The sequence below is a fragment of the Rhizobium sp. RU36D genome (genome assembly GCF_900176345.1).
Lineage (GTDB): Bacteria > Pseudomonadota > Alphaproteobacteria > Rhizobiales > Rhizobiaceae > Allorhizobium.
In genome coordinates this window covers 112,630-138,280 of the sequence record NZ_FWXU01000008.1, presented here as the reverse complement: position 1 = coordinate 138,280, position 25,651 = coordinate 112,630, and the positions used below count along the sequence as shown (strand labels likewise).

Genomic DNA, 25,651 nt, shown 5'->3' with positions numbered 1-25,651 from the left:
CACGACGAGAGACCCTTCCGTACACAGATAACAACCTACTCAAAGCATAACGCCGGCCTTTGGGGCCGGCGTTTTATGTGGCTATTGGACTTGGCTCAGGCTGATGTTGCCGGAGTCGTTGCCTTCTCTTCTTCGTGATCCTCTACCGGCTTCGGGTCCTTCCACGCGATCAGGCGGTAGAACATCGGGATGAAGAAGGTGGCGATGAAGGTCGCGGCCAACATGCCGCCGATGACCCCCGTGCCGATCGCGTGGCGGCTGGCCGAGCCCGCGCCGGTGGAGATCGCCAGCGGCACGACACCCAGGATGAAGGCGAGCGAGGTCATGACGATCGGGCGGAAGCGCAGTCGCGCGGCTTCGATCGCGGCATCGGCGGCTGATGCCCCCTGCTTGCGCCGAAGCACGGCGAATTCCACGATCAGGATGGCGTTCTTTGCCGCAAGGCCGATGAGCGTCACCATGCCGATCTGGAAATAGACGTCATTGGTCAATCCCCGCGCCATGGTTGCCGCCAGGGCGCCGAACAGGGCGAAGGGGATTGCCGTGATGACGGCCAGCGGCAGGGTCCACTTCTCATACTGCGCCGCCAGGATGAGGAACACCATGATGACGCCGAAGATCATCGCCTGGTTGCCCGAGCCGCTGGATTCCAGTTCCTGGAAGGCAGAGCCAGTCCAGGCAAGCTGGTAGGTCTGCGGCAACGTCTCGCGGGCGACCTCCTGCATGACCCTCAGCGCATCGCCCGAGGTGAAGCCGGGGGCCGGCTCGCCAGTGATCTTGGCCGAGTTGAAGGCGTTGTAGCGTTCGATCTGGTCCGGGCCGATGATGCGCTCGACCGTCACGATGGAGTTGAGCGGGATCATGCTGCCACTCGTCGCCTTGACGAAGACGTGGCGCAAGTCGTCGGGCGTCTCGCGGAACGGCGCTTCCGACTGCAGGGTCACCTGATAGTTGCGGCCGAACAGCGTGAAGTCGTTGACATAGAGACTGCCAAACGTGCTTTGCATCGCCTCGAACACAGAGTTGATCGGCACGCCCAGCGCCTTTGCCCGATCGCGATCGAGATCAATGCGATATTGCGGCACGCTGGTGTCGAAGGTGGTGCGGACATTGGCAAGCTCGGGCCGCTTGGCGGCGGCGGCCACCAGTGCCTGGGTCTGCTGCGCAAGCCCGTTGATGCCGCTGCCGGAACGATCCTGCAGATAGGCTTCGAAACCGCCCGTCGTGCTCAGACCAATGATCGGCGGCGGGTTGAAGGCTAGCACCATGCCGTCCTTGATGCCCATGTTCATGCCGATGATCGGGCCGGCGAGGTTGCGGGCGTCGAGTTCGGGCGTGGTGCGCTCGCTCCAATCCTTGAGCGAGACGAAGGCCGCGCCGGCACTGGTCTTCAGGCCGCCCGACAGGAGGTCGAAGCCGGAGATCTCGAACACGTTTTCGACCGCGGGATGATTGCGGATATTGGCCGAGGCCTGGTTCATCACCGCCTCTGTGCGCGATAGCGACGCTGCCGGCGGCAGGATGGCAACGGTCAGCATCACGCCCTGGTCCTCATTCGGCACCAGCGAGCTTGGCAGGCGCACGAACAGCCAAGCCGTTGCCCCCAGCAGGACCGCGACCAGGGCCAGGCCAACGACGAAGCGCTTGACGAAGAAGCGCACACCCGCGGTGTAGCCCGAGGTCACGCTGTCGAAGAAGCGGTTGAACAGCCGGAAGGGCAGCATCGGCTCGTGATGCCCGGGCTTGAGGATCAGCGCGCAAAGTGCGGGTGTCAGGGTCAATGCGACGATGCCCGACAGGGTGACCGAGATCGCGATGGTGACGGCGAACTGCTTGTACATTTCGCCGGCCATGCCGCCCATGAAGGACACGGGAATGAACACGGCGCAGAGAACCAGCACGATGGCGATGACCGGCCCGGTCACCTCGCTCATGGCCTTGATGGCGGCCTGGCGTGCCGAAAGCTTTTCCTGGGTCATCAGGCGTTCGACGTTTTCCAGCACCACAATCGCGTCATCAACGACGATACCGATGGCCAGCACAAGGCCGAACAGCGTCAACAGGTTGATCGAGAAGCCCAGCAGATAGATGCCGGCAAAGGTGCCGATGATGGAGATCGGCACGGCGATGACGGGGATCAGCGTCGCGCGCCAGTTCTGCAGGAAGATGAAGACGACGAGCACCACGAGAATGATCGCCTCTATGAAGGTATGGATGACCTCATCGATGGAGACCTGGATGAACTTCGTGGTGTCGTAAGGCACCTGGTACTTGATGCCCTCGGGGAACCCGGCCTGCAACTCGTCCATGCGGGCCTTGACGGCGCTCATGGTGTCCAGCGCGTTGGCGCCCGGCTGCAGATACATGATGATCGGCACGGCGGGCGTGCCGTTCAGCGTGCTCTGCACGGCATAGCTCTTGGTGCCCAGCTCGATGCGGGCGACATCCTTCAGGCGAAGGGCGGCCGCATTTTCGTTGGAGCGCAGGATGATGTTCTCAAAGGCGGCCACGTCAGGCAGGCGCCCTTGCGTCGTCACCGAATAGGTGAAGGTCATGGGATTGGCGGTCGGCTCGTCACCAAAGCGGCCGGCGGCGAACTGTGCGTTCTGCTCGCGGATGGCCGTCGCCACGTCGCTGGTCGTCAGGCTGTATTGTGCGAGCTTGTCGGGCCTCAGCCAGATGCGCATGGAATAGTCGATATCGCCCAGCAACTGGGCGTCGCCGATGCCCGGCACGCGCTTCAGGTCGTCCACGACGTTGAGCAGGGCATAGTTGCCGACATAGGCGCGGTCATAGCGGTCGCCTTCGGCATACATGGCGACGAGGCCAAGAATGGAATTCGAGCGCTTGGCCACGACGACGCCAAGGCGCGTGACCTCGGTCGGCAGCGAGGAGACGGCCCGCTGCACCCGGTTGTTGACGTCGATGGCTGCCTGGTCCGCATCCGTGCCCAGCGCAAAGGTGACCGTGAGCGACATGGTGCCGCTGGCGCTGCTGGAGGACTGCATGTAGAGCATGTTTTCGACGCCATTGATCTGCTGCTCCAGGGGAGCCGCGACCGTCTGGGTCAAGGTTTCGGCGCTGGCGCCGGGATAGGCAGCCGATACCACCACCTGCGGCGGGGTCAGCTCCGGATACTGGGCGATTGGCAGGATGCCAATGGTGACAATACCGGCCAGCACGATGACGATGGAAATGACGGCTGCGAGGACCGGTCGGTCTACGAAGAACTTGTAGCTCATTTGGTCACCGCTGCATTTTCAGCCTGGCCATTGGCCGGCGCGGCGGGCTGGGCGTTTGCGGCGGGTGCGGCTGCCGGTGTGGGATTGACCGGGGCGCCGGGGCGCACCTTGATCACGCCTTCTGTGATGACCTTGTCGCCGGCCTGCAGGCCGGACTGCACGATCCAGCCGCCTTCAACCTTCTGGCCCGTCACGACGGGATTGATGCGCGCATTACCCTCGGCATCGACAGTATAGACGAACTGGCCCTGCGGTCCCTGCATCATCGCCATCTCCGGAACGACGATGGCGCCGGGCAGGCTGACGCCCATGATGGTGGCGCGAACGAATTGCCCCGGCAGCAGGCGGCGCTGCGGGTTGGTGACCACCGCGCGGGCCTGGAGCGTGCCGGTCTCCAGGTCGAGGCTGTTGGATGCGAAATCCACTTCACCTTCCTGCTCATAATCGCTGCCGTCGCCGAAGGAGATCTTCACCTTCAGCCGGGCGTCCCCGAGCCGCACATCCTGCGTGGCCAGAATGCGCCTGACTTCGGCGGCCTCGGCATCGGAGAAGGAAAAGTTGACATAAACAGGATCGAGCTGGGTGATCTGCGTCAGCAGGCTGGTTTCGCCCGTTGCACCGACGAGGCTGCCCTCGGAGACCTGCTCAAGCGAGGTCAGGCCATTGATCGGCGCGGTCACCTTCGTATAGCTCAGGTTCAATTCAGCTGTCTGTATGCCCGCCTTCGCGGCTGCGACCGCCGCTTCTGCCAATTCCCGCGCGGAAACGGCATCGTCACGGCTCTTTTCGCTGCCGACACGCTGGTTGAAGAGTTCGGTTGCGCGTCGCTCCTCGCGCTCGGCCTGGCCAAGCTGGGCCTGCGCCTGCTGCAACTGCGCCTGGGCCGATGCCAGTGCGGCCTCATAGGGTGCGGGATCGATGAGGAACAGGACATCGCCTGCCTTAACCTCGGCGCCCTCGGTGAAGTTGCGCTTCAGCAGGATGCCGTTAACGCGGGCCCGGACCTGGACCGAGCGGAAGGCGGAGATGCGGGCGGCATATTCGTATGTGAGCGGGACATCTTTTGCCTGGAGCTCAGCGACGGTCACGGCCGGCGGCGGCATCTGCTGCTGTGCCAGGGCCACACCCGCGCCAAGAAAAGTCAAGCCGGCCGCGAGAAAGCCGCGTCGAAAGGAAAGTGCCACCTGCGTCATAATTACCATCACCGGGGAAATGAGAAAAACATGTTGCATGGCAATATACATACATGCATGAATGTATGTAAAGCCGCAAAATCCTGAGCCAGGGAGCGATTTTCTGGGAGGTTGCAGATGAAGAGAACCAAGGACGATACCGCCCGAACCCGCGCCATCGTGCTCGATGCCGCCGCGGATGCCTTCTATGAAAATGGCGTGAGCCGCACGAGCCTCGACCATATCGCCAAACGCGCTGGCCTGACGCGCGGTGCGATCTATTGGCACTTCAAGGACAAGGCCGATCTCCTGACGGCGTTGCACTCCGACACGATGCTGCCGCAGGAATGCCTGCTCCTGGAAGCCATGGCGAATGCCAGCGACGACCCGCTCGACATGATCGAGTCGGGAGGCGTTCGTTTTCTCCACGACTTCGAAACCGATGAACGGCTGCAGCGCGTCCATGCGATCGTGACGCTGGGCTGCGAATTCATTGGCGAATCGCGCGAAACGATCTCCCGCGTCATTGCGGCAGATGAGGGCATGCACAACCACCTCAAGCAGATTCTCGAAATGGCCGAGCAAAAGGGCGACTTGAATCCGGAATGGAGCAGCGAAACCGCCACGCGCGCCCTGCAATGCTGCATGAGCGGTCTGCTGACCGAATGGCTGAAATCCGGCAAGGCCTTCCCGCTTTCGACGGTCGGAACGATGGTGCTGAAGGGGCTGTTCCAGTCGTTTCGCAAGCCGGGCACGGCTTGATATCATCAGGACAAGCGAAAGAGCCGGCTGCTCGATGTCAGCCGGCTCAGTTTGCTGACAAAGATAGGTTTTCCGCGAGACCCTATTCAGCCGTCATTCCGGCGAAGGCCGGAATCCAGCCACGGCGCGTCTGCGCCGTGAAAAGAGTCTATCGCAATCAAAGACTTGATTGCGCTGGATGCCGGCTCGGCGGCCGGCATGACGGTGAGGTTTTCGGTCAAAACCACCGTGGAAAGATCTGGAATGAGAGTTTGTCAGCAGTCTGAGCCGGCTGATTGATGTCAGCCGGCTCTTTTTATTGAATGTGAGGAACGATTGTTGGTCAGCCGTCGATCCAGACCAGTTCCAGGCCCTTGCGGTTCAGGGCCGGTACCTGCGCGATGATGTTGCGGGCTTTCAGCGGATTAAGACCGACAAACAGCACTTCGACATCGTCAGCCACCTGATCGGGTGCCAGAACCGGGCGGCCAAAGTGGGACTTGCCCTGCAGATTGGGGTTCTGGTCGAGGAAGGCGTCGAGCTGCACTTCCGAGGAGACGCGGCTATGGATCCAGCTGCCGTAGAAGCCGGAGCCATAGACCGCCGCGCGCCGGCCGGCAAATTTCCGGGCGGAACCGTCGATCGCGCCGGTCGCCTTTTCCCAGAAGCCGCAGATTTCCAAGGCTCTCGCAACAGCGGAGGCGATTTCCTCGGCACGAACAGGGTTTTCGACGGCGCCGTCGGAGCGTGTCGCAACGGCAAAGAAAGCGCCAGGGAACGAGGTGCTGTCGATCGCCTCGACCGAAAGACCTGACAAGGCGAAGGCCGTTTTCAGGGACGCCGTGCTGAAATGGTTGAGGTGATCGGCAACCGTCATGTCACCCGGATTTGCGGCGACATCGGGCATCGAGAGGAGCACGCGACCGCCGGGAGCAAGCAAATCCCTGAGTGTCTTCAGAAACTCGACCGGCGCGGCGACATGCTCGATGACGAAGTGGCTGATGATGGCATCGAAGCGTCCCTTCCAGCTTTCAGGAACCGTATAGGTTGCCTGGTCCTCGGCCGCCACCCAGCCCTGCCAGGCCGGTTTGTAGTCGCTGCTGACATCGAAGACGTGGGGATGAAGGTCAGGCCGCGTCGCAACCATCTTGCGCAGGGTCGTCGCCTTGGCAGCACCATAGTCCAGAATCTTTGCCCCGTCGGGCAGATTGAGCAGGTTCAGGCCAAGCGCCGCCTGGTGATCGGTGCGATAGATCGGTCGGCCCTTGTCATCCACGGCGAAGATCTGGTCGTGATCGTCAGATTCCAGCGAAATGCGGTAGCTCGTGTCGTAAAAGCTGTCGATATCCGGCAGGTCGTCACACTGGGAATGGCCGCAGGCTTCGCAGACATGCACCACGGTCGGGATATCCACGAAGGTCATCATCGAGGTCAGGGCCGGCGCTGGCGCCGTCAGCGACGGCGCCTTGATCGCCTGTTGGCAAACGCGGCAGCAGGTCACGCAGCATTCTCCCTCTGTGCGACCAGTTCCGGCAGCACCGCGCCGAAATCGACACCGGCGGCAAAGGAGCCGCACCAGCCGATGCGAATGCCGATCGGATCAGCGAAATTGAAGTAGCGGAACTGCATGCTCCAGCGCGGCATCTTGGAGACGTTATGGCCGCTCTGGTGCATGGTCAGGAAGTCCATCAGCACCAGGTCACCCGGCTTGGTGAGCGGCGCGACCACCTCATAGCGCGACAGCCGCTCGTCGCAGCGATCCATGAACAGGGCATAGGCGCCGGTCTTTCCAGCGCCGCCGTCGCTGCTATAGACGGGGATCAAGCCCTCGGCCTGCGACCCCTCGGCAATCTGGACCGGCCCCATGTCGGGCGTCACCGGCAGCAGTGGCGTCCAGAAGACGATGCCGTCAACGCTGCGCAACTGGCTCGGAAACTCCTGATGCCATTGGGCTCGGAACTTCTCCTCGCCGGGATTGTCGATGCGGATGCCATAGCCGCCGGCGGCGAGGCCCGGCACCGAGCCGGGGCGCAGCGCCTCGAAAACCCTGGAATTCTCTATCTTGCTCACCAGTTGCATGAAGGCCGGGATCTGCTTCACGGCATCATAGACCTCGCCGCCCCAGGACCGGTTCTTGGCAATCAGGGCCGGATAGGCCAGGGTCATGGCGTTCCAGGCGGTGTCTGTCGGCGCATCGACCTGATACTTCCTGCAAAGAAGTTCAAGGATGACGCGGATACCCTCCTGGATCGGCGCGACATCGCGCTCGGCATCATAAAACTGCGGCAGCATGGTATAGCCCTTGCGGGCAAATTCTTCTGTTGCGGACTCGGGAACGGTTACAGCACGCTCTGCCATGGATGATCCTTCCTAGGACAAGGAACGGAGCCGGCCCTGCGCTATCCGTCGCCAAATCGGCCCCGTTGAGGGCTTTTCGCCCGATGATAGCAGAGCACTAGGCTGGCAAACTTGAGCCAGGCTGTAGCAAGAGGTCAGCCCACCAGCACCGAGACTTAAGTTCATATCTTGACTTCGGATACGTACCGGCAAAGATGATGGAAAAGAGGAGGAGACTATGGCGGCCATTCAACTGGAGAATGTGTCCAAGAGCTACGGGGCGGTTTCGGTGATCGAAAACCTCTCCTTGACCGTTGATGCGGGGGAGCTGGTGGTGTTTCTCGGGCCTTCGGGCTCGGGCAAATCCACTCTGCTGCGCATGATCGCAGGCCTTGAGACGATCGATCGCGGCAGCCTGACGATCGGCGGCCTGCGCTGCGAGTCGCTCCCGCCGGGGCAGCGCAATGTCGCAATGGTGTTTCAGAATTACGCGCTTTATCCGCATATGACCGTGCGCGAAAACATGGCTTTCGGCCTGCGCAACATCGGCCTTCCCACCCCTGAGATCGACAAGCGGGTGGCAGAGGCGGCACGCATGCTGGAGATGGAAGCGCTGCTGGAGCGGCGGCCTTCGCAACTGTCAGGCGGCCAGCGCCAGCGCGTGGCAATCGGGCGGGCGATCGTCAAGGAGCCCAAGGCCTTCCTGTTCGACGAGCCCCTGTCGAACCTCGATGCGGCGCTGCGCGTGCGCACCCGCGTGGAACTGGCGCAACTGCACCAGCGCATGAAGGCCACGATGATCTATGTGACCCATGACCAGACGGAAGCGATGACGCTGGCCGACCGCATCGTCGTGCTGAACAAATGCAAGATCGAACAGATCGGTAGCCCGATGGACGTCTATCTGCGGCCAGCCTCCCGGTTCGTGGCAAGTTTCATCGGCTCACCGGGCATGAACTTCCTGCCGGTCGAGGTCCCGCGGCCCGGACGGGCGCCGGTGACCATGCGCAACGGCTTTCAGCTGGAGATTGACGCGGCGGTGCCGAGCGGCGGCCAATTCGACCTGGGCATTCGGCCGGAAGCGGTGAACGTCGTAACGGATGGCGATACCGCATCTGCGGCCACGACGGAGGCGAGCGTCAGCGTGGTGGAGAGGCTTGGCGAGCGGACGCTGGCCTATTGCCGGCTGAATGACGGGACTGAGATCATTGCCCAGGACAGCGGACGGTCCGGCATTCGCGCCGGCGACCGGGTCCGCCTGAGCTTCGACCCCACCGCCATCCATCTGTTCGATGCAGCGGGCAAATCCTATGCCGCCCATTGAGGCGGCGTTGGCACACTCGGAGGGTCCGCCTTGCAAAGTGCTGACAAACTCTCATTTCAGGTCGTTTGACGTCGTTTTGACCGCAGAATTCACCGTCATCCCGGCCCCCGAGCTGGGATCCAGCGCGATCAAGTCATTGATCGCAAAAGACTCTTCTCACGGCGCAGACGCGCCGTGGCTGGATTCCGGCATTCGCCGGAATGACGGATAAATGGAGACCGCCTGCAGGAAGACTTTGTCAGCAGCCTGAGGGCAGCCCCGCCGCCCTCCTTGCCTTCAGCCCTTGATGCCCGCCGAGAGTGTGATGGCCTCGGTCACCCGGCGCTGGAAGATGAGATAGGCCAGCGCCACCGGCAGGCCGGCCAGCACCGCAGCACTCAGTTCCCGCGCGTAATAGACCCCGAAGGCGTCATTCACCTGGGTGATGCCAACGGTAATCGTCATCATGTCGGTGCGCGTCACGGCCAGGAACGGCCAGAGGAACGAGTTCCAGGACCAGATGAAGCAGACGATGGAGAGAGCGGTGGTCACGCCCCAGTTCATCGGGATGTAAATCCGGGTGAGGATCCGCCATTCCGATGCATTGTCCATGACAGCCGCCTCGCGGAAATCCTTCGGCACGCCATCGAAAAACTGCTTGTAGACGATGATAACAACGGGATGGATGAGCTGCGGCAGCACGATCCCGGCCCAGGTATTGATCAGGCCCAATCCCGCGACGAGCTCGAAATGGTTGACGATCAGCGTCGACATCGGAACCATGAAGCTGGCCAGCACCAGCCACCACAGCACGTTGCGGAAGGGAAAGCGTAGCTGCGAGATGGCATAGCCGCAGAGCAGCGACGACGAGACGGTCAGGGCCGTGACGGCGAGTGCGGTGACGATGGAATTGAGATACCAGCGGCCGATTTCCGTCTCCGTCAGCGCGAAGATGTAATGCGACAGCGTGAAGGTATCCGGCCAAAGCTCGATATAGGGGCGGACCACCTCGTCTTCCGGCTTCAGCGAGGAGACGACGCCCCAATAGAGCGGAAAGGCCCAGAGTATGGCGCAGATGACGGTCAGCAGGGTGATGATGAGGCCGGCCAGGTTCAGGCGGCGTGCGCGCTCGGCATTCATCGGTTGCGACCTCCCGACAGTCTGGTCAGTTGGAAGTTCAGGACCGAGACGACAATGACGATCATGAACAGGACGACGGCAGCAGCCGCGGCCCGGCCGCCCTGGTCCGACTGGAAGGCCCGGAGGAAGATGTAGTAGACCATGACGAGGTTGTCGTTCGGCCTGCCCCCCGTGGAGAAGAGATAGACCTGGTCGAAGATCTTCAGCTGCGAAATGAGCTGGATCGTCAGGACCAGCGCGGTCACCGGCCACATCAGCGGCCAGGTGATGCGCGAAAATGTGGCCCAGCGCCCCGCATTATCGAGCGCTGCCGCCTCGTAGATCTCCTGCGGGATAGAGCGCAGGCCGGCCAGGAACAGCAGGATCGAGAAGCCTGCCGTCCACCAGATGGTGATCACCCCGACCGCCGGCATGAACCAGACCGTGGACTTGAACACAGGGACCCGCGGGATGCCGAGCATGTCGAAGACATACATGGCAATGCCGAACTGGAAGTTCAGCGTCCAGTCCCAGATCAGGTAGACCACGGAGACCGGCAGGATATAGGGCAGAAAGAACATTGCCAGGATGGCTGCCTGGAAGCGCCCCGCCAGCCGGTTGACGCCGAGCGCGATCGCATAGGCAACCATGGTGCCGGGGATGACGGTGAGCAGGACGAAATAGGCCGTGTTCCAGAGCGCTGTCGCGAACCGCCTGTCATCGACAAGCCGGGTATAGTTCTCCAGGCCCACATAGCTGCCACCGCCGATCAGCGGCGCATCCGTCAGGCTGATCATGAACAGCTTGATGGTGGGATAGATAAAGACAAGCCCATAGACCGCGATGAATGGGGCTACGAGCGCCATGGCGAAGATCGCCTCGCTGCGCTTGTTCCTGAGCATCCTGTTTCAGGACCTCCTTGCAGTGTCTGACAGTCGATCCAAGACGGTGTCCGGACCGAGGCTGCCTGCCTCGGTCCGGACACCGATGTTTCAGAGGTCGTCGAGACCGATCTTGATCTCTTCAACTGCCTTGGCTGGCTCCATCTCGCCGTTCAGCGTCGGCACGAAATGGGTGGACATGACGTCGAAGATCGGGCCGGCAATGCCAGCGAGCGGCGTCTTGGGATCGAAGATCATATTGGCTGTCAGCGGCGAATAGGTCGCGTTCGGCTCCATGGCCTTGTATTCCGCCGAGGCCGTGACCGGACCATAGGCGGGGATGTGGCCGGCGGTGGCCCATAGCAGCGAGTTCTTGGAGATCCAGCCGATCACCTCAAGCACGGCGGCGCGCTTCTCCGCTGTCATCTCCTTGCCCTTGTTCGCCGGAATGGCGAAGGCATGGCTGTCAGCATAGGTGGAGGGTTTGTCGAAGATCACAGGCAGTTCAACCGCGCCCCACTGGAAGAGCTTGCCGCCCTTCTGCAGGTCGGTCATCGTCGGGACTTCCCAGACGCCGTTGATCATCATGGCCGCTTCGCCCGACGTGAACAGGGCGACCGTTGCGGGATAATCCGTATAGGTCGACTGCCAGCCGGCCTTGGTCCAGTCCTGCAGGACCGACAAGGCATTTTCGAGCTTCTTGCCATTGTCGCCGGCCAGGAATTCGTCGCCGGTCATCAACTCGCCGCCCTGCTGGCCCATCAGCGAATAGACGGTGCGGAACATGAAGTTACCGTCGGCGGTCACCGAACCCAGCGGGAATTTCACGCCGGAATCCTTCAGCGCTTTCAGCGTCGCCTCGAAATTCTGGCGGGAATCCAGGCCCTTCGGCTTGCCGTTCGCGTCCAGCACGCCCGCTTTCGCCAGGATATCCTTGTTGTAATAGAGAACGATCGGATGGGTATCGAGCGGCACGGCATATTGCTTGCCATCGACCGTGACCGCGTCCCAGGTGGAGGCAGCATAATCATCCTGCTTCAGCCCCATGGCGGTCCAGTCGGCCGGCGTGATTTCCTGCAGAATGCCCTGCTTCACCGCCAGCGGAATGCGGCTTGCGTGATAGGTCATCACATCAGGCGCTTGGCCAACAGCGGCTGACGTCTGGACCTTGGAATAGAAGGGCGTGCCCCATTCCAGCGTCGTGGCGTCGATCTTCACCTTGCCCTGGTGGGCGGCGTTGAAGTCGGCGATCATCTGCTTCATGCGAACGCCGTCACCGCCGGAGAGGAAGTCCCACCAGACCACCGTCTCCTCTGCCTTGGCGGCCGATGCCATCAGGACCGTGGCGAGCACCGCGGCCTTTGTCACATTGTACCATCTTGCCATCTGTTTCTCCTCCCAGATTAAAGTGGCCTCCTACCGCCACTTAAGACAACTAGAGCTTGAGCCTTATCATCGAATAGGAATATGGCGGCACGGTCACCCGCACCCGGTTCCCCTCGATTGTGGCCTTGTCCTTGACCTGCTGTGGCGCGACATTGTCGGGCTGTTCCTTGGAATTCCTCGCCTCCAGGTCGTCATGCTTGATCAGCGTGTGCTCCACGCTCTTGATCGTGCCGAAACGCTCCGCCGACAGGTTGATTTCCATCGGCTCCTGGCCATGCCGGTTCACGGCGAAGAAGGTCAGCCAGCCGGCTTCGGAATCATGCACCCCCGCTACATCCAGATACGACACGCGGTCCGCGACATCGGCCGTATAGGACGCGCATTCGACATCCAACAGCAAGGCCGTTCCGCGACCGAAGCGTGAGGCAAGATGCAGGGGATGATAGATTGTCTGCCGCCAGGCCGCGCCGCCCGGTTCCGTCATGATCGGCGCGATCACGTTGACCAGTTGGGCGATGCAGGCAATGCGCACCCGGTCCGACCGGCGGATGAAGGTGTTCAGGATGCAGCCGACCTGCAGCACGTCCTCGAAATTATAGATATCTTCGAGCAGGACAGGCGCATGCGGCCAGTTCCATTCCTTCATGCGCTTGGCGTCATTCTTGCGCTCGTGGTACCAGACGTTCCATTCGTCGAAGGAAATCTTCACGTCGCGCTTGGAGCGCTTCTTGCTCTTCACATAGTCGATGACGCCGCCAACCGTGCCGATATAGCGATCGAGCTTTTCCGGAAGTGCTAGATATTCGGCGGTGTTCTTCTCGTAGTTCTCGAAATACATATGCAGCGAGATATAGTCGATCTGGTCGTAGCTTTCGTCCAGAACGGTTGCTTCCCACTGGGGATAGGTCGGCATTTCCGAATGGGAGGAGCCGCAGACCACCAGTTCCAGCTTGTCGTCGAAGGCGCGGATTGCCTTGGCGGTCTCGTTGGCGAGGTGGCCATATTCCGCGGCACTCTTGTGACCGACCTGCCAGGGGCCGTCCATCTCGTTGCCGAGGCACCAGAGCTTGACATTCCAGGGGGCGGCCCGGCCGTTCTTGCGGCGCAGGTCAGACCAGTAGCTGCCGCCGGGATGATTGACATATTCGACAAAGTTACGGGCGGCATCGAGCCCGCGCGAGCCGAGATTGACGGCCAGCATCATGTCCGTCCCGACGGCTTCAGCCCATTCGGCGAATTCATGGATGCCCACGGCATTCGATTCCGATGTGCGCCAGGCAAGGTCGAGCCGCGTGGGGCGGTCGGCCTGCGGGCCGATTCCGTCTTCCCAGTTATAGGCCGAGACGAAGTTGCCGCCGGGATAGCGGCAGATCGGCACATCGAGGTTGCGCACCAGGTCGATCACGTCCTTGCGCATGCCATTCGGCAAGGCGGTCGGGTGCCCCGGCTCATAGATACCGGTATAGACGGCCCGGCCCAGATGCTCCAGAAAAGCACCATACAACCTGTTGTCTATTTCTCCCAGGGAATAGCGCGCATGCGCCGTGACTTGGGCCTCCATGGTTCCTCCAAACCTTTATATCACCAAATGCGGTTTATATCCGTTTTTTTGGTATTTAAAGCGGAGTGATGGATGTTCGTCAAGTGAAGCTTTGATGATCAGACCTGAATTCTGAGCACGATGTCTTGGGAGTAATTGCCGAAGCCGGTCCCGAAGATATTGATACCGCCGGGATGCTCGGCATCCTCCTTCACGCCCACCCGCATGCGGATGGACCGGTGCTGGTCGAGCTTCAGATCCTCAAGTGTGACGCTGGAGATCCGCATGCCATCGACGAAGCTGCCCTCGCCATTGATGCGCCAGTTCTTCAGCTTGCCATATTGGGAGCCCTTGAGCTTCCACCAATCGGGCGTATAGACCCCGCGCTTGTCGCCGAAATCGCCCGGCGAGGTCCAGGTGCCGACATCGATGCCATTGACCCGCAGGAAGATGTCGGAAGGCCAGTTGGCATCGGTTCCCGGCACCTCAGAGCTCAATTCCATTGAAAATTCCAGGGCTTTCGGCTTGGCCTTGGTGATCAGCGTGTTGTTGGGAAACTGGTATTCCACATATCCGCGTGTGAACCACAATAGGCCGGCCTTCATGCGGTCGGGATTGAGGAAGGTATCGGGCACGTCGAGCAGGCCGATCACGCCGTCCTTGGAGCAGAGACCGCAGGGGGATGTGACTTCGAACTCGGTATATAGCCCGATCGGCATCGACACTTCGATCATGTCGCGATTTTCCGCGACAGGCTCGGCAAAGGAGATCAGGATTTCCTGGAAGGCGGAATGACAGAGCTTCTGGCTGCCCTTCCGCGCCCTTTGGCTTTCCGTGAAGATCAGCCCGCAATCTTCCAATATCTTCAGGTTTATGGATACGGTCGATTGCGGCAGCGCGAGCTCCTCGGCAATCTGATTCACATTCTTCGCGCCGCCGTTGCGGAGAAGCTTGAGGATGTTGATCCGAACCTCGCTTGCGAGCCCCTTGATCAGGTCCTGCCGCTCGACCGGATCGATCACCAATACTTTGCCAGTCATCTGTCACCTATCGTCAGATGATTTTCATATCAGCATTTCCGATATGAAAGCAATGCGACAGCGCCGGGCATGACGAAAGTGGAATGGACGGGAATGACGCGACAGATTTCCCGCATGACGCCCTGATCCGCGCCAAGCTCATGTACCAAAATCGCACCGTGGGCTGTGTTCGCCTACGCCGGCCCCCAAAGGCCGGCGTTTCTGCGTTCATTGCGCCGATGAAAGCGCCGCGCTGACCAGCCGGAAGGGGCTCGAGACGGTGGCGGCGGCGGCGTCGAAGACAAAGGCGCCGACATTGTTGAGGCCCACCTCGTTTTGCTGCGTCGTGAACTTGGGATAGCGGGTAGCAAGCGCGATATAACGATCGTGGTTGATCCGATCTCCGGACTGAACCTCCGAAATGTCGATCAGCCGCACCTTCTCCTTGGCCGCCGCCGCCTGGATTTCGGGGTCGGCAATGTCGAGCGCGCCGATGCGCTGGTTCCCGGCCAGGATGCTGGAGGCCTGCAGCGCCCGGTCGTCCTTGGAGACCAGGATCGTCATCGGCGGAGACATCGGGCCGATCACCGCGATCTGCTGGCGGAACACATCCGCATCGATATCCGGAGCCGCCAGCACCACGGAGAGGCGGGACAGCACGTCCTCGCGGCCCGTGAGTTTCAGCTGGCGCAGCGTCTCTGCCACCAGCCAGCCGCCCATGCTGTGGCCGAATACCACGATCTTTCCCTTCTGCCGGGTCTGCGCCAGGTCCGTCAGCAGTTCGGCAAGATAGTCGCGGGAATAGGTGACGGACTCCTTGTCGGCGACATAGCCGGTGAGGGCTGCCTGCGATGGCCAGGAAAACAGCACGGGCACGCCGTCGATATCCGCATCCGCCGAGAGCTGGGCGAAACGGAACAGCGCCTCCTGAAAATTGAAGTTGAAGCCGTGGACGAAGACGCCGATCGGCGCCGAGTCACCCTTGTATGCCTTGGCCGAAGTCTCCACCGCCGCCTTGAACGCATCCTTCTGCAGCGTCGCCTGCGATGCCACCGTGAAGGTCTTGGCCGGGTCGGGTTTCTGCCCGCGCTTCGGCCATTCGATGTTTCCCGGCTTGTGGTCGGGCGGCGTGGTGATGGTGAAGCGCGCGTAGTTCAGCTTGGAATCTCGCCCTTCGGTGAAGACATTTGAATTCGCACTGGACCGCTCGCGCGTGGTCGCGACATAGACCGTCACCGCCTTGGCATTTACAGGCATGGCCGAGACGGGTTGCAGCACATCAGGACCGGGCCGCGTGCCGCAGCCGGTAACGACCAGCGACAGGCTGATGAGGATCGCCGCGGAAAGGCATGTGCCCGCTGTCCTGCCGGTCTGGCCAGGGGCCGACTGTCTTGCAAAAACTCTCGTCATCAAGCCTCGTCTCTGAATCTGGTCCCTGGAACCCCAGGCTTCCCTACGCCAGATGTTTATCGGTCCACTGCCGCCCGCACCAGACCGCGGGTGCAACAGCCATCTTCTGTTTATCCCATGCGCTTTTTCTCGCTGGGCATGCCGGTGTCATCCGGCCGTTAAAAACAGGCGCTATTGATCGGGAAAGATCAATGCACAGCTGTGCAAACGGATAGCGAATGGCAGAACAGAGCTTCCTCACCCTGCGGAAACTGGGCGTCGGTTACGGGCGCACCGAAGTGCTGCGGGATATCGACTTGAACATCGACAAAGGCGAATTCGTGGCGCTCCTCGGTTCCTCGGGTTGCGGCAAGACCACGCTTCTGCGTTCCATCGCAGGCTTCGTCCGTCCAAGCATCGGCTCGATTGCCGTGTCCGACCGTGAGGTGACGCACCTGCCGCCGGAAAAGCGCGGCATGGCGCTGGTGTTTCAGTCCTATGCGCTTTGGCCGCACATGACCGTCTCGCAGAACATCGGCTATGGCCTGAAGCTCCGGCGCTATCCGCGGCAGGAGATTGCCCGGCGTGTGAGCGAAATGGAGGGTCTGCTGGGCCTTTCCGGCCTCTCGGCCCGCAAGCCGGCGGCGCTATCGGGTGGCCAGCGCCAGCGCGTCGCGCTCGGCCGGGCGCTCGCCATCGATCCGGAAATCCTGCTGCTCGATGAGCCGCTTTCCAATCTCGATGCCCGCATTCGTTTGACGGTACGCCACGAAATCCGTGCCCTGCAGCGCCGGCTTGGCATCACGGCGATCCACGTCACCCATGACCGTGAGGAGGCCATGGTCATGGCCGACCGCATCGTCATCCTGAATGCCGGCCGCATTGCCCAGCAGGGCAGTCCGGAAGAGGTCTATAACCGGCCGGCATCGGCCTTCGTCGCGGCCTTCATGGGCGCGGAAAACGTCGTGCGGCTCAACGGGGCGCCTGAGGGCGAGCGGTTCCGCATCGCCGCCTCCGATACCAATCGCACCTGCCTGTTGACGCCCTCGCAGCCGGGCCTCGGCGCCGGTCGCGTAGAGGCGCGCTTCCGTGCCGAGGCGGCCCAACTGCAACAGCGTGATGGCGGCGAGATTGTCGCGTCTGATGGCCTTGCCCTTCATGGACGCGTCCTTGGCGTCAGCTATCCCGGCGGCGTGTGGCGCCATGTCGTGGCGGTCGAGGGGGGCGAGGTGCTGGTGGATGCGCCGCGCGCCTTCGCCGTGGGCGATGCCGTCAGTGTCGTTATTCCCGCCGCCCATCTCTTCGTTTTCGGCGTCGATGCCTCCGTGGCATCCGCCATCCCCGTTTCCCGCACGCCCGCCGCAGCGGTTGGCGTCGGCGAAAAATCTCATGCCCAATCCCTTAACCTGGAGACAAACCCATGAAGCACCTCGCTTATGCCGCGCTCGTTCTCGGCCTGGTGACAAATTCCGCCGCCGCCGCTGAACTCACCGTCATCACCGCCGGCGACCAGAACATGGTCGATTACGTCAACGAATACCTCGCGCCGATCTTCGAGAAGGAAAATCCGGGCAACACCGTGCGCGCCGTCGGCACGGGTCCCGGCGATGCCGGCTCGCAGAAAATCGTCGAGCGCTTCGACGCGCAGGCCAATGCCGGTTCCCAGACCTGGGATGCCGACGTTGCCGTCGTGCATGAAAAGTTCGCCGGCCCGATGGTCGAAAAGGGCTATCTCGCCAAGTATCGCGCTGATATCGAAACCGGCAAGCTGGTGACCAGCGACAAGGCCAAGCTCGCGCTCGGCGCCAATGTCGATGGCTATGTCATGCCGATGTTCGCCAGCCAGACCGCGCTCGCCTACAATCCGGCGCTATTGCCCAATCCGCCGAAGAGCTATGAGGAACTGGCTGCCTGGGCCAAGCAGAACCCCGGCAAGTTCGGCTATAACGGCATCAAGGGCGGCATGTCGGGCGTCAGCTTCGTCATGGGCTGGGTCTATGCCTTTGGCGGCGATGCCGACAAGCTGATGCACGGTCCCTTCGATGAAGCCGTGACCAAGACCTGGACGCCGGCCTTTGCCAGCCTCAAGGACTTCACCAAGAATGCAACCATGACCCCCGGCAATGCCGGCACGCTCGACATGCTGGGACGCGGCGAAATCGCCATCGGCCCTGTTTGGGTCGACATGTTCTATTCCTGGCAGGCCGATGGCCGTCTGCCGCCGGAGCTGAAGCTCGTGCTGCCGGCCCCCGGCATGCCCGGCCAGCCGATGCACTATGTCATCCCGGAAAAGGCCGCCAACAAGGACCTGGCCGAGAAGTTCGTGGCGCTCGCCACCAGCCCGAAGGTCCAGGCCGAAGGCATCGTCAAGCGCTTCAACTGGTATCCGGGCATCGACGCCCAGCATGTGAAGGCTGAGCTGGACGACGCCAGCTGGAACAAGCTCTTCAAGGACATCACGCCGGAAGATCTCGCCAAATACGGCAAGCCCTTCCCGATCGCGCCCTACAACAGCGCCATCCTGGAAGCCTACGAGCGCGAAGCCACCCAATAAGCGTCTTCTCCCGGACGCGAACGGCGCCCTTTCCCGCCTCTAGGCGGGGAGGGGCATCTCCACTGTGTTGAAGTCAAATCCGCCTGATCGTCTCGGGCAGCCCACGGTCACCATGTCGAAACCCATCCTTGGCCTCCTCCTCGTGCTGCCGGCGCTCGCCGTCATCGTGCTCCTGTTCATGGTGCCGCTTGCCGCCTCCGTCATTGGCGCCTTCGAAGTGGCTGACGGCTATGGCCTCGGCAATTTCGTGAAGTCGGTGGAGCTTTACCGCGCCGACATGGTGTTCACGGTGCTGATCATCAGCCTGTCGACGCTGCTGATCGGTCTCTTCTCCATCTTGATCGGCGGCTACCTGACGCTTGGCGAAAATCCGCGCGCGGTCGCCATCCTGCGCTGGCTCTATCGCTGGCCAATGTTCATTCCCTTCATCGTCACGGGCCAGATCCTGCGCACCTTCCTCGCCAAGAACGGCCTGATGAACAATATCTTCATGGCGTCAGGTGTGCTGTCGCCGGAGAATGCCATGAGCTTTCTCGATTGGCGCGGCATCGTCATTGCCTTTGTCTGGAAGCAGACGCCCTTTGTCGCGCTGCTGGTGGCAGGCGCCATGGCCTCGCTCGATCGCGGCACCATCGAGGCCGCCCGCAATCTCGGCGCCTCTAGGCCGCGCATCCTGGTGGAAATCATCCTGCCGCAGGTGGCGACGACCGTGCTGGTCGGCCTCATCCTGTCCTTCGTCACCATGATGTCGGTGCTCTCGGTGCCACTGATGATCAACGCCCAGACGCCGACCATGCTGACCGCCGATATCGCTTTCCGCATCAATGCCTATGGCGATTATGGCGTCGCCAATGCCCTCGGCTTGATTTCGCTGGTGATCAGCTCCGTTGTCGCCTGGTTCTATCTGCGCCTGAGCCTGAAGGAGCGCGCATGACCGATCTTGCTCTGACCTATAAGCGTCGCCCAGGCTTCGCCATCGATCTCTGGTGGCTGCCGCGCGGTCTCGCGCTCGGCCTGCTCGCCTTCATCATCTTCGGGCCACTCGCCAATCTCGTGCTCTGGGCCTTTGCCGAGCGCTGGTATTTCCCCCATGCCCTGCCACTGGACTATGGCCTTAGCTTCTGGGCCAAGGTCTTCTCTCCGCGCGGCAACGCCATCGAATCTCTCAGCAATTCCATCATCGTCGCGCTGCTCACCGTCTTGCTGTCGCTGTCGCTCGCTGTCCCCGCCGGCTATGCGCTCGCGCGGCTGAAGATGCCGATGCGCAGCCTCATCCTGCTCGCCTTCCTCATTCCTCAGGCTTTTCCCAACCTTCCGGTCTATGTCAACGTCGCCCGACTGTTCTACGAATTCGGCCTCAACGGCACGATCGTCGGCGTGGTGCTGGTGCATGCCACCCACGGCCTGGTCTATGCCGTCTGGATCGCCACGGCAGCCTTCTCGGCAATCGATGAGGAGCTTGAACAGGCCGCCCGGTCCATGGGCGCCGGACCGTTCAGGACGTTCTGCGATGTTACCCTGCCGCTGGCACTGCCGGGCCTGACGGCCAGCGGCATCTTCGTCTTCCTGGAATCCCTTGACGAGTTCACCGGCAGCTATTTCGTCGGCGCGCCTGATGTGAACATGCTGCCGCTGCTGCTCTACAACGCATCGTCAGGCGGCAACTACCAGGTCGCCTCGATCACGGCGCTGCTGCTGCTCATCCCCTCCATCGGCTTCATGCTGATTGTGGAGCGCTTCCTGAAGGCCGACGTGCTGGCCAAGGTCGGGCAGTAATCCCCCGACTGGCCCCATTCTGCCGCAGGCATGCAACGAACCGACCTTCGGCTCGTCAGTTGAGGTGCGGACAAAATTCTGTGCGCAGTTGTCCGCTTCACACTCTCCGTCATTCCGGCGAAGGCCGGAATCCAGCCACGGCGCGTCCGCGCCGTGAAGGAGTCTCTTGCAATCACGGACGTGATTGCACTGGATCCCGGCCTTCGCCGGGATGACGATCGTTTAGGCGCCCTGCGCCCCAATCAACGAAAACCGGCTATGCCGAACGTATTGCGAAGGGTGCAACCAGTGCCCGACCTCACCCCGCAATCGCGCCCGGGCCTGCGGTGGCGCCGGGAGGCACCTTGCCCATGATGATCATGCCGAGCACTTCGTCTTTGGTGACATCTGCGGTGCGGGCATGGCCCACCACCTTGCCGTTCTTCATCACGAACACCCGGTCGGCGAGGTCGAACACGTCGTGGATGTCGTGGCTGATCAGGAAGATGCCGATGCCGTCGCGCTTCAGTTGCAGGATTAGTTCGCCCACCTGGGCGGTTTCCTGGGGGCCGAGCGCTGCCGTCGGTTCGTCCATGATCAGGATGCGGGCATCGAACAGGATGGCGCGGGCAATCGCCACGGACTGGCGTTGGCCGCCTGACAGCGCCTTCACCGGCTCCTTGAAGCGCTGGAAGTTCGGGTTCAGCCGGCCCATCACTTCGCGGGTCTTGGCTTCCATCGCCACGTCGTCCAGCGTGCCCCAGGGGGTCTGCAACTCGCGTCCGAGATAGAGATTGGCCGCCGCGTCGACATTGTCGGCCACGGCGAGCGACTGGTAGATGGTCTCGATCCCGTATTTCTTGGCGTCGCGCGGATTGTTGATATCGGCCGGCTTGCCGTTGATGACGATCTCGCCGCCGTCCCGCTTGTAGGCGCCGGACAGGATCTTGATCAGCGTCGACTTGCCGGCACCGTTATGGCCGAGCAGGGCCACCACTTCGCCGGGATAGAGGTCGACGGACGCCCCTTCCACGGCATGGATGCCGCCGAAGGAAATCGAGACATTCTTCATTTCCACAAGGGGAGTGCGTTGTTCTGACATGGTTTACCCCTTACTTGGCACGAGCGCGATAGACGGTGTCGGCCCATACGGCGAGCACCAGGACGATGCCGACGACGATGCGCTGCAATGGACTGTCGATTCCGAGAAGAACCATGCCGGATTGGAGCGACTGCATGACCAGCGCGCCCAACATGGCGCCGGCAACCGTTCCGACACCCCCGGCAAGCGAGGTGCCGCCGATCACGGCCGCGGCAATGGTATAGAGTTCGTCAAGCTCGCCCTGCGCATTGGTCGCGGCATTGAGGCGAGCGGTGGAGATGGCGGCGGCGATGGCGCAGAGGATACCCATCAACGCGAAGATGCGCACGGTGACCCAGCGGGTCTTGATGCCGGCGAGTTCCGCCGCTTCCGGGTTGCCGCCGAGAGCGAAGACGTAGCGGCCGAAGCGCAGGCGGGTCGAGATGAAGGTCATGACGATGCCGACGCCCACGGCGATCAGGACCGGCACGGCGATGCCATGCGGGATCATCAGGCCACCTTCGGGCCAGGCAATGCCTTCCGCCTCGGCATAGCGGCGGGCGATGTTAACAGGCCAGTAATAGATATTGGCAACCCAGACGGCGCCGAGCACCAGCGCGCAGGAGAGGATGGAGAGGAAATACTCCGCCCACATCGGCCGACGCGGAAAGCCGAAGCGCTTGCGCTGCTTGCGGGCATTGATGATCGCGCCGACAATGGCGACGCAAGCGACTAGCCCGACGATCCAGCTTGCCGTCGCGCCGATCGAGCCCTCGGTCCCGCCACCCATCAGTCGGAAGGTCGGGTTCATCGGCGCAACCGTCTGCCCCGATGTCACGAACCAGGTGGCACCGCGCCAGACCAGCAGGCCGCCAAGCGTGACGATGAAGGAGGGCACTTTCAGGAAGGCGATGATGGAGCCGTGCAGCGCGCCGATGGCCGCGCCAACTGCAATCCCGCAGGCCAGCGTGATCGGCCAGATCCAGCTGCTGTCGAGGCCGAGATATTGCGGCAGGATCTTCGCCTGCAGCACGCCCATGACGATGCCGCAGAAGCCGAGCACCGAACCGACCGACAGGTCGATATTGCGGGTCACGATGATCAGCACCATGCCGGTTGCCATGACGGCAATCGAGGAGGTCTGAACCGTGAGGTTCCACAGGTTGCGCGGCGTCAGGAAAAGCCCGCCGGTCAGGATCTCGAATCCGACCCAGATGAACAGCAGCGCGCCGACCATGCCGAGCAGCCGCGTATCGATCTCGGTGGCGCGAAAGAAGCGCGTGACCGGGTGTTCGGCGCCACTGGCGCGCGTCGTGTGTGCTTGTTGTATTGTGTCGGCCATGCCCTGCCGTTCTCCCCACTGGTAAGCAATTCTGCGGCGGCGACTGCTGACGCCCGGTCACCTGACCACCAAAAGCGTCGCGTGAAAGCTTGGGGCGCGCGCGCTCGCTCGTATCCGCCATGGCGGTGGCGGATACTGACCCGCCCAAGACGACGCCGCAACGGGTTGCGTTGCGGCGTCGCTTTCGCTTCAGTCATCCGTGGAACGGATTGCCGTTACTTGCAGGCCGCAACGTCTGCCTTTGCACCCTGGCAGGCTTCTGCCTTGGTGATCCAGCCGGCGTCGATGACAACGTTCAGGTTGTCCTTGGTGATGGCAACAGGTGCCAGGAACACCGACTGCATTTCGACGCCCTTCGGGCCACCCTTGAAGGTGGTCACGCCTGCGACTTCGGTGAGCTTCTTGCCACCAGCCAGGTCGAGTGCGATTTCAGCAGCACGCTTGCCGAGTTCGCGGCTGTCCTTCCAGACGGAAACGGTCTGGGTGCCCAAAGCGATGCGGTTCAGCGCTGCCTTGTCGGCATCCTGGCCGGAAACCGGAACGGAACCGGCGAGGCCCTGGGCTTCGAGAGCGGCAATCGCGCCACCTGCAGTGCCGTCGTTGGAGGCGACGACTGCATCGACCTTGTTGTTGTTGGCGGTCAGGAACTGCTCCATGTTCTTCTGGGCAACTTCCGGCTTCCAGCCATCGGTATAGGCTTCGCCGACATTCTTGATCTTGCCGGCATCAATGGCGGCCTTGACCACTTCCATCTGGCCCGAGAACAGGAAGTCAGCATTCGGGTCCGAAGAAGAGCCCTTGATGAAGACGTAGTTGCCTTCAGGCTTTGCCTTGAACACTTCAGCAGCCTGCAGGCGACCAACTTCCTTGTTGTCGAAGGTGATGTAGAAGGCGGCCGGGTTTTCGATCAGGCGGTCATAGCCGACGACCGGAATGCCTTCAGCAGCGGCCTTTTCGATGGCCGGGCCGATGGCGTCGCTGTCCTGGGCCAGAACGATCAGGGCATTGGCGCCCTGCGAGATCAGCGATTCGATGTCGGTCAGCTGCTTGGCGGGAGAAGACTGGGCGTCGGCGGAGAGGTACTTGGCGCCGACAGCGTCGAGAGCCTTCTTGATGGCGGCTTCGTCGGTCTTCCAACGCTCTTCCTGGAAGTTGGACCAGGACACGCCGACAACGAGGTCAGCAGCCATGGCAGCGGTATGCATGGTAACAACGACGGCCACGCCGGCCATCAGCTTCAAGACACGATTCATAATTGTCCTCCCAAGTGACATGCGGCCAACCTCCTCAAGGTTTGAACGGCCGCGGCAAAGTCTGTCGAGAAGCTTGAAATTAAATTTTCTCGACAGTCGAGAAATTAAATGTCAGATAAATGATGCACTGTCAACACGGTGCAGCAGCCGAAGGAACAGTGTTTCCGAAGGCCCCAGGGAGTAGCATGTCAGGTCACCATAACGCGTCTTCGGCGGAGGTTGCGAAACCGGCGAGAACCGGGACCGAGCTGCTCGGGCTGCGCAATCGCGTGGCCGTGCTGAAGGCCTTGCGTCGTCATGGTCGCCTCTCCCATACGGAGCTCAGCGATCATACTGGGCTTGCGTCTGCAACGGTGTCGGCCATCACCTCGGATCTCGAACGCGCCGAGGTCATCGAAAAGAGCGAGCAGCAGGCAGGCTCCGGTCGCGGGCGCCCGCGCGTCCTCTTCGCGCAACGCCGCGGCTCAGCCTACCTGATCATTGTCATCATTTCGTCCGATGCCATCCAGTATTCCCTGGTGGACTATGCGGGAAAGCTGATCGACCGCTTCGTCGAACCGCGCATGCAGGGCCGGGCCGGCGACTTCCTCGCGGCGATCGGCGCGGGTCTTGAACGGGTCCTGGACCGCTCGCGCATCGCACGCGACCGGGTGCGCGCCATATCGATCAGCAGCAAGGGCTTGGTCGCAGCCGATGCGCCCGTCCTTCGATGGTCGCCAGTCCTGGGGACAGAACAGGTGGATTTCGAGGCGGGGTTGAAGCCGCTTTGGGGTGCCCGGCTTTCGCTCAGCAATGAAACGCTGCTCGTTGCCAGCGCCCTTGGCCAGCAACAGCAGGCCTCCGCTGCCGGGTTCACCGGCGTCACCGCCCTCTCGCTCGGACACAGCATCGGCCTTGGCATCGCCACGGCCAGGCCAGCGGGCGAGATCGAGGTCCGGGCCCCCAATTTCGGCCATATGCTGCATGTGCCGAATGGTGCGCTCTGTCGCTGCGGCGCCCGTGGCTGCGTCGAGGCTTATGCCGGTCTTTACGGCATCCTCAGGACCGCGTTTGAGGTTCCGCTGGATACCATCCCGGCGAAATTCGTGCCGATCCCCGAAGTCGACAAGCTGGCGGCCAGTGCCCGAAGCGGCAACCGCATGGCCAACTATGCCTTCCGTGTCGCCGGCCAGGCGCTGGGTTTCGGCCTGTCCCGTGTCTTCAGCCTCAACAGCCACATGCCTGTTGCCATCACCGGACCGGGCGCGCGCTATTTCGACCTTATGCGGGCAGGCATGGAGGAGGGGCTGTCGCAGTCCCAGGTGGTCCGCATGGAGGGCATGCCGATCCTGTCCGTCGTTCCCGACGAGCCGCAACTGGTGTTCCAGGGCCATCTGGAACGGGCCATGGCGCTGGTCGATGAGGATATCGTGATGTCCGCAACCTGAGCGGTCAAGGCGCGAGTGTCGCGCACCACTTGCACGCGGTGCGGCAAGGGTATGTTTAAAAAACAGTTTTGCCCTTGGCGAGAATCCCTGTAGTAAGAATTAACCTTCAG

Annotated in this window: 20 protein-coding genes; 7 read left to right on the top strand and 13 right to left on the bottom strand. The window is 61.9% G+C overall.

Translation table 11 applies throughout. The features are described 5' to 3' along the window. Positions 1–95 precede the first annotated feature (95 nt). On the bottom strand, positions 96–3,242 hold the full coding sequence (locus B9A97_RS12490) for an efflux RND transporter permease subunit (RefSeq protein ID WP_084365670.1): 3,147 nt from the start codon (positions 3,240–3,242) through the stop codon (positions 96–98). Further along, positions 3,239–4,435, bottom strand: a complete 1,197-nt coding sequence (locus B9A97_RS12485; protein ID WP_084365778.1) for an efflux RND transporter periplasmic adaptor subunit — start codon at positions 4,433–4,435, stop codon at positions 3,239–3,241. The genes B9A97_RS12490 and B9A97_RS12485 overlap by 4 nt, the downstream gene beginning before the upstream one ends. Positions 4,436–4,552: 117 nt before the next feature. Here B9A97_RS12485 and B9A97_RS12480 point away from each other — a divergent pair, with 117 nt between their 5' ends. Next, positions 4,553–5,176 carry a TetR family transcriptional regulator gene (locus B9A97_RS12480; RefSeq protein WP_084365669.1) on the top strand — a complete coding sequence of 208 codons (624 nt, stop codon included), beginning with the start codon at positions 4,553–4,555 and terminating at the stop codon, positions 5,174–5,176. 322 nt (positions 5,177–5,498) lie between these two features. Here B9A97_RS12480 and B9A97_RS12475 read toward each other — a convergent pair whose 3' ends face one another. Both B9A97_RS12475 and B9A97_RS12470 read right to left on the bottom strand, forming a co-directional pair. Continuing rightward, on the bottom strand, positions 5,499–6,656 hold the full coding sequence (locus B9A97_RS12475) for a class I SAM-dependent methyltransferase (RefSeq protein WP_084365668.1): 1,158 nt from the start codon (positions 6,654–6,656) through the stop codon (positions 5,499–5,501). Beyond that, positions 6,653–7,513, bottom strand: a complete 861-nt coding sequence (locus B9A97_RS12470; RefSeq protein WP_084365667.1) for a phytanoyl-CoA dioxygenase family protein — start codon at positions 7,511–7,513, stop codon at positions 6,653–6,655. Before B9A97_RS12470 ends, B9A97_RS12475 begins: the two co-directional genes overlap by 4 nt. Before the next feature lie 217 nt (positions 7,514–7,730). Between B9A97_RS12470 and ugpC the strand changes: the two genes are divergently transcribed. Then, the gene (ugpC, locus tag B9A97_RS12465; protein WP_084365666.1) at positions 7,731–8,816 is read left to right on the top strand and encodes an ABC transporter ATP-binding protein; all 1,086 of its coding nucleotides are present in this window, start codon (positions 7,731–7,733) and stop codon (positions 8,814–8,816) included. A gap of 276 nt (positions 8,817–9,092) precedes the next feature. On the opposite strand, the gene B9A97_RS12455 is transcribed toward ugpC, so the two are convergent. The 6 genes from B9A97_RS12455 to B9A97_RS12430 form a co-directional block, all read right to left on the bottom strand. Then, a complete protein-coding gene (locus tag B9A97_RS12455; protein WP_084365664.1) occupies positions 9,093–9,935 on the bottom strand; it encodes a carbohydrate ABC transporter permease in 843 nt (280 codons plus the stop codon). Then, positions 9,932–10,816 (bottom strand): carbohydrate ABC transporter permease, encoded by an 885-nt coding sequence (locus tag B9A97_RS12450; RefSeq protein WP_084365663.1) that lies wholly within the window; start codon positions 10,814–10,816, stop codon positions 9,932–9,934. The genes B9A97_RS12455 and B9A97_RS12450 overlap by 4 nt, the downstream gene beginning before the upstream one ends. Before the next feature lie 90 nt (positions 10,817–10,906). Next, positions 10,907–12,181: an extracellular solute-binding protein gene (locus B9A97_RS12445; RefSeq protein WP_084365662.1), complete on the bottom strand. Its 1,275-nt coding sequence runs from the start codon at positions 12,179–12,181 to the stop codon at positions 10,907–10,909. Positions 12,182–12,230: 49 nt separating this feature from the next. Next, positions 12,231–13,742 carry an arabinosylfuranosidase ArfA gene (locus B9A97_RS12440; protein ID WP_084365661.1) on the bottom strand — a complete coding sequence of 504 codons (1,512 nt, stop codon included), beginning with the start codon at positions 13,740–13,742 and terminating at the stop codon, positions 12,231–12,233. A 98-nt stretch (positions 13,743–13,840) separates the two neighbouring features. Then, on the bottom strand, positions 13,841–14,761 hold the full coding sequence (locus B9A97_RS12435) for an ArsR/SmtB family transcription factor (RefSeq protein WP_084365660.1): 921 nt from the start codon (positions 14,759–14,761) through the stop codon (positions 13,841–13,843). A gap of 207 nt (positions 14,762–14,968) precedes the next feature. Beyond that, positions 14,969–16,150, bottom strand: a complete 1,182-nt coding sequence (locus B9A97_RS12430) for an alpha/beta hydrolase (protein WP_084365659.1) — start codon at positions 16,148–16,150, stop codon at positions 14,969–14,971. A gap of 218 nt (positions 16,151–16,368) precedes the next feature. Here B9A97_RS12430 and B9A97_RS12425 point away from each other — a divergent pair, with 218 nt between their 5' ends. From B9A97_RS12425 to B9A97_RS12410, 4 genes are all read left to right on the top strand, one after another. Next, the gene (locus B9A97_RS12425; protein ID WP_084365658.1) at positions 16,369–17,553 is read left to right on the top strand and encodes an ABC transporter ATP-binding protein; all 1,185 of its coding nucleotides are present in this window, start codon (positions 16,369–16,371) and stop codon (positions 17,551–17,553) included. Continuing rightward, the gene (locus tag B9A97_RS12420; protein ID WP_084365657.1) at positions 17,550–18,683 is read left to right on the top strand and encodes an ABC transporter substrate-binding protein; all 1,134 of its coding nucleotides are present in this window, start codon (positions 17,550–17,552) and stop codon (positions 18,681–18,683) included. The genes B9A97_RS12425 and B9A97_RS12420 overlap by 4 nt, the downstream gene beginning before the upstream one ends. A gap of 112 nt (positions 18,684–18,795) precedes the next feature. Further along, positions 18,796–19,617 carry an ABC transporter permease gene (locus B9A97_RS12415; RefSeq protein ID WP_084365777.1) on the top strand — a complete coding sequence of 274 codons (822 nt, stop codon included), beginning with the start codon at positions 18,796–18,798 and terminating at the stop codon, positions 19,615–19,617. Beyond that, positions 19,614–20,459, top strand: coding sequence for an ABC transporter permease (locus tag B9A97_RS12410; RefSeq protein ID WP_084365656.1), 846 nt, complete (start codon positions 19,614–19,616; stop codon positions 20,457–20,459). The genes B9A97_RS12415 and B9A97_RS12410 overlap by 4 nt, the downstream gene beginning before the upstream one ends. 298 nt (positions 20,460–20,757) lie before the next feature. Here the strand turns inward: B9A97_RS12410 and B9A97_RS12405 are convergent, their stop codons facing one another. The 3 genes from B9A97_RS12405 to xylF all read right to left on the bottom strand — a co-directional run bounded on the left by B9A97_RS12405 (position 20,758) and on the right by xylF (position 24,114). Continuing rightward, on the bottom strand, positions 20,758–21,540 hold the full coding sequence (locus tag B9A97_RS12405; protein WP_084365655.1) for an ATP-binding cassette domain-containing protein: 783 nt from the start codon (positions 21,538–21,540) through the stop codon (positions 20,758–20,760). 10 nt (positions 21,541–21,550) lie between these two features. Beyond that, positions 21,551–22,861: a sugar ABC transporter permease gene (locus B9A97_RS12400; protein WP_084365654.1), complete on the bottom strand. Its 1,311-nt coding sequence runs from the start codon at positions 22,859–22,861 to the stop codon at positions 21,551–21,553. A 215-nt stretch (positions 22,862–23,076) separates the two neighbouring features. Then, positions 23,077–24,114 carry a D-xylose ABC transporter substrate-binding protein gene (gene xylF / locus B9A97_RS12395; RefSeq protein ID WP_084365653.1) on the bottom strand — a complete coding sequence of 346 codons (1,038 nt, stop codon included), beginning with the start codon at positions 24,112–24,114 and terminating at the stop codon, positions 23,077–23,079. Positions 24,115–24,299: 185 nt separating this feature from the next. Between xylF and B9A97_RS12390 the strand changes: the two genes are divergently transcribed. After that, the gene (locus tag B9A97_RS12390) at positions 24,300–25,541 is read left to right on the top strand and encodes an ROK family transcriptional regulator (RefSeq protein ID WP_084365652.1); all 1,242 of its coding nucleotides are present in this window, start codon (positions 24,300–24,302) and stop codon (positions 25,539–25,541) included. Positions 25,542–25,651: the final 110 nt, after the last annotated feature.